Source organism: Sulfitobacter aestuarii (assembly GCF_042685005.1).
Taxonomy (GTDB): domain Bacteria; phylum Pseudomonadota; class Alphaproteobacteria; order Rhodobacterales; family Rhodobacteraceae; genus Sulfitobacter; species Sulfitobacter aestuarii.
In genome coordinates this window covers 1-3,148 of the sequence record NZ_JBHUMP010000051.1, presented here as the reverse complement: position 1 = coordinate 3,148, position 3,148 = coordinate 1, and the positions used below count along the sequence as shown (strand labels likewise).

The window sequence follows — 3,148 nt, the reverse complement described above, 5'->3', positions numbered from 1 at the left end:
ATCGTGGTGTCGCACCAAATACCGCCGCGCGGGCCGGGGATGGCCTCGTCGTTGAGGCGACAGGCAATGGCCTTTGGTGAATAGCCCTCGCTGAATTCGTCGAAGATGCGGCGCACGATTGCGGCTTCATCCGCAAGTACCTCGCGCTCCCCCGTGACCGGCATTCCGTCCGCGCCGAGGCGCCGCACGACGCTGTAGCCATAGGCATTCCCGCCGCCGGACTTCCCCGCTTCCACGCGGCCGCGCAGGCCCCGATGGGTCTTTGCCGCGAGGTCCTTGAGGAACATCTGATTCATCGTGCCCTTAAGGCCGACATGCAGCTCGTTGACCTCGCCCTCCGAGATCGTGACAATCCTGACATTGTGGAACGTGAGCTGCTTGTAGAGCGCGGCGACGTCTGCCTGATCGCGGCTGAGACGGTCCAGCCCTTCACAGACAATGACATCGACGCCCCTGGCCTTGGCAAGCGCCAGCAGGCTCTGAAGCTGCGGACGGTGCAGCGAGGCCCCGGACAGGGCCATGTCGCTGAACTCCTTGACGACCGTCCAGCCCTCGCGATCCGCGCGCTCCCGGCACAGCCGCGCCTGGTCCTCGATCGAGGCTTCTCGTTGCAGCGCCGAGGAGAAACGGGCGTAGATGGCAGCACGGGTCATGGGCGTGTCTCCTTCAGCTTCTTGATCAATGTAGCATAATCCCGCCCCGCCTCGATGGTTTGCGCATGGTTGTAATGACGTTGCGCCGTGCTGAACCCCCGATGGCCGAGGACCGGACGGATGAGTTTCGCGCCCTGGGGCGAAATCCGGGCGAGCGTGGTCGCCGCCGCATCGCGAAAGAAATGCGGCGGCACGCTGATGCCTGTCATCTTGGATGTTTGCCGGGCGATCTGGGGGCCGATGCTCGCATAGCTCAATCCGTTGCCCTTGCGGTCGAGCCAGAGGTTGCGGAGTCCGCCGGGGCCTCGGGATGCAAGGAAGGGGCGCGCCTCGTCGATGTAGCGCCGCAGGATGGGCAGGACCTGTGGCGGCACCTCTGCCTCCCAGGGGATGCCCATTTTGTCCAGCTCGGAGGAAATGGCGATCAGAATTTGATCCGACGCGACGAACACCGAGCTGCCCAAGGCGAGGCCCGCCAACGCCCGCCGTCGCATCGGCACCAGGGCCAAGAGCGCGATCATCGCTCCATCGCGCATGCGGGTCGCGCTAAACAGCGGACCGCCGCTGCTTGTGGCGGCGCTTTCCGCGAGGTTCAGACCCGCCTCCAGAAGCACGGCGCTTGATAGCACGCGACCCACCTTGCGGGTCTGCTTGCCGCGTCCGGCGGCGGCTTTGAGCTGCGCGCGCAATCTGGTTTCTTGCGACCAGTCGAGTTCGGGTGCCGCTGCCATCGTAACGCGCAGCACAGCCTCCGCCAGCATGAGGCGGGTCATCGGCGCCAATCGGTCCAACGTCGCCAGCCACTGCCTCAGCGTCGGCCGGGTCACGCGACTGGGCGGCGGGCTTTCCAACGAGCAAGGCTTCTCGAGCGACAGCCAGCACAACCATTGCCCGTAGCGCAGCGCGAGGGACTTACGTGAGGTTTCGCGCAAATGCACCAGCGGGCCGCGGTCGTCGAGCGGGTTGCCCTCGGCAAAGAGCGCCGCCCACATTGCCTGATCCGCCTCGGGCCAGTCGTCGCGGGGAAGAATGAGGCTCATCGAGGCCCCCGCATTTTCCTGCCAATCAGTTCGGCATAGGCGCGGGTAGCCGACCTGGTTTCCATGCCGGAATAGAGTCTGATCGTGTGGCTTAGTTCGGAATGGCCCAGCAGGCGCGCGGCAACCTCATACCCGCCCGGATTGGCGTCAAGCCAGAGCATGACGGCGAAATGCCGAAAGAGATGCGCGTTGACCACCAATCCGGTCTCTTTCCAGATGCGTTTTTTGATACGGCCCGCGAGAGCCGCTGCATCGACTGCACGGTGTCCGGTGCGTTGGGGAAAGAGGTAGCGGGTTCCCGCGGGACACATGTGAGGCACCCGCGTTGCAAGATGCTTATCGAGCATTTCCACAACGGCAGGCGGGAGCTCAAACTCGATGGAGCGGCCCGTCTTGGTGTCTTCCTCAGCCAGCACGAGATAGACGCGCCCGTCCCCCGGACGCTGAACGTGTCGTTCGAGTTCGAGCCGGACAAGACTCCCGATGCGCAGCGGGCAGACCAGAAGGATGGCAATCGCGAGGGCATCTTCGTGGGCCAGCGCCGCGTAATAGGGTTTCTGCTTGCCTGTTTCGCGGGAAAAGATGCGCGCAGGCAACAGCAGAAGCCGCAGTTGGTGATCGGGGTCCTGCAGCACCCGCAGGCGGGTCCGGTTCTTTTCGGTCATGCCGGTTTGCTTGGGATGGGCCACTTTACCCGCAAGCTCACGCACTTCCTTTCGCATCTCCTCGGGTAGGTCGAGAATGTTGGCGATATTGCGCAGCAGACCGGCCATTTCGCTTATCTGACGAGACGACTTGCCGTCAGTCCTGGAGAGCATCTGGCGGAGGCCGCGCTCTGCCATCGCGGGGGTGAGAAGTGCTGCCACCGACGTGATCTCATGGGGTGCCACACCCGAAGAGACGAGCTCGGAAGCGAAGCGCATCAATTGGCGGCGATATTGCTTCAGCGTGGCAGGGCGCAGCGCCCGGTTTCGCCCGCCGTCTGACAGAGGGTCGCACATGCCAAGCCGCGCCATGAGGGCGTCGAGGTCCACGATGAACAGAGGCGACAGGCTTTCCGGCAGGAGCTGAATTTTCTTTTGCCGCGACGGCAGCGCAATCGGAGTCTCAGGCCATCCAGGGACGCGGCGAATGGCCAGGTTCCATCCATTCACCGCCGCTCGATAGCTGGTATCCGGATTCTTGCTGATTTCGTTGGCCGCCAGCGCTTCGCGATAGGCAAGCGCATGGTCTGCGGCGACGTCATCAGGCGCCACACCCATCCGGTTCAGAAAATGCACGAAGCGCAGGAGCGCTGTCTGCAACGTCGTACCCTCCGTCTCGAGAATCCGGGACCAGAGCCGCTGCCATGATTCACTCAGATCGCTTTGGCTGTCGTGGCTCGGCCTCTACCGGCAATCCACCATCAGCACCGTGGCGCTCTGGGTCGCGGCCTTGCTGCGCCGTCTCTGAGGC

The 3,148-nt window shown here is 63.9% G+C and carries 3 protein-coding genes; all 3 read right to left on the bottom strand.

Features of this window, described 5'->3' with window-relative positions; translation table 11 throughout:
• On the bottom strand, nt 1-653 hold a 653-nt coding region (locus ACFSUD_RS19435), incomplete at its 3' end, for a recombinase family protein (protein WP_386376156.1).
• Nucleotides 650-1,645 (bottom strand): hypothetical protein, encoded by a 996-nt coding sequence (locus ACFSUD_RS19430; RefSeq protein WP_386376155.1) that lies wholly within the window; start codon nt 1,643-1,645, stop codon nt 650-652. The genes ACFSUD_RS19430 and ACFSUD_RS19435, both read right to left, overlap by 4 nt.
• A 44-nt stretch (nt 1,646-1,689) precedes the next feature.
• Nucleotides 1,690-2,997, bottom strand: a complete 1,308-nt coding sequence (locus ACFSUD_RS19425; protein ID WP_386376154.1) for a site-specific integrase — start codon at nt 2,995-2,997, stop codon at nt 1,690-1,692.
• Nucleotides 2,998-3,148: the final 151 nt, after the last annotated feature.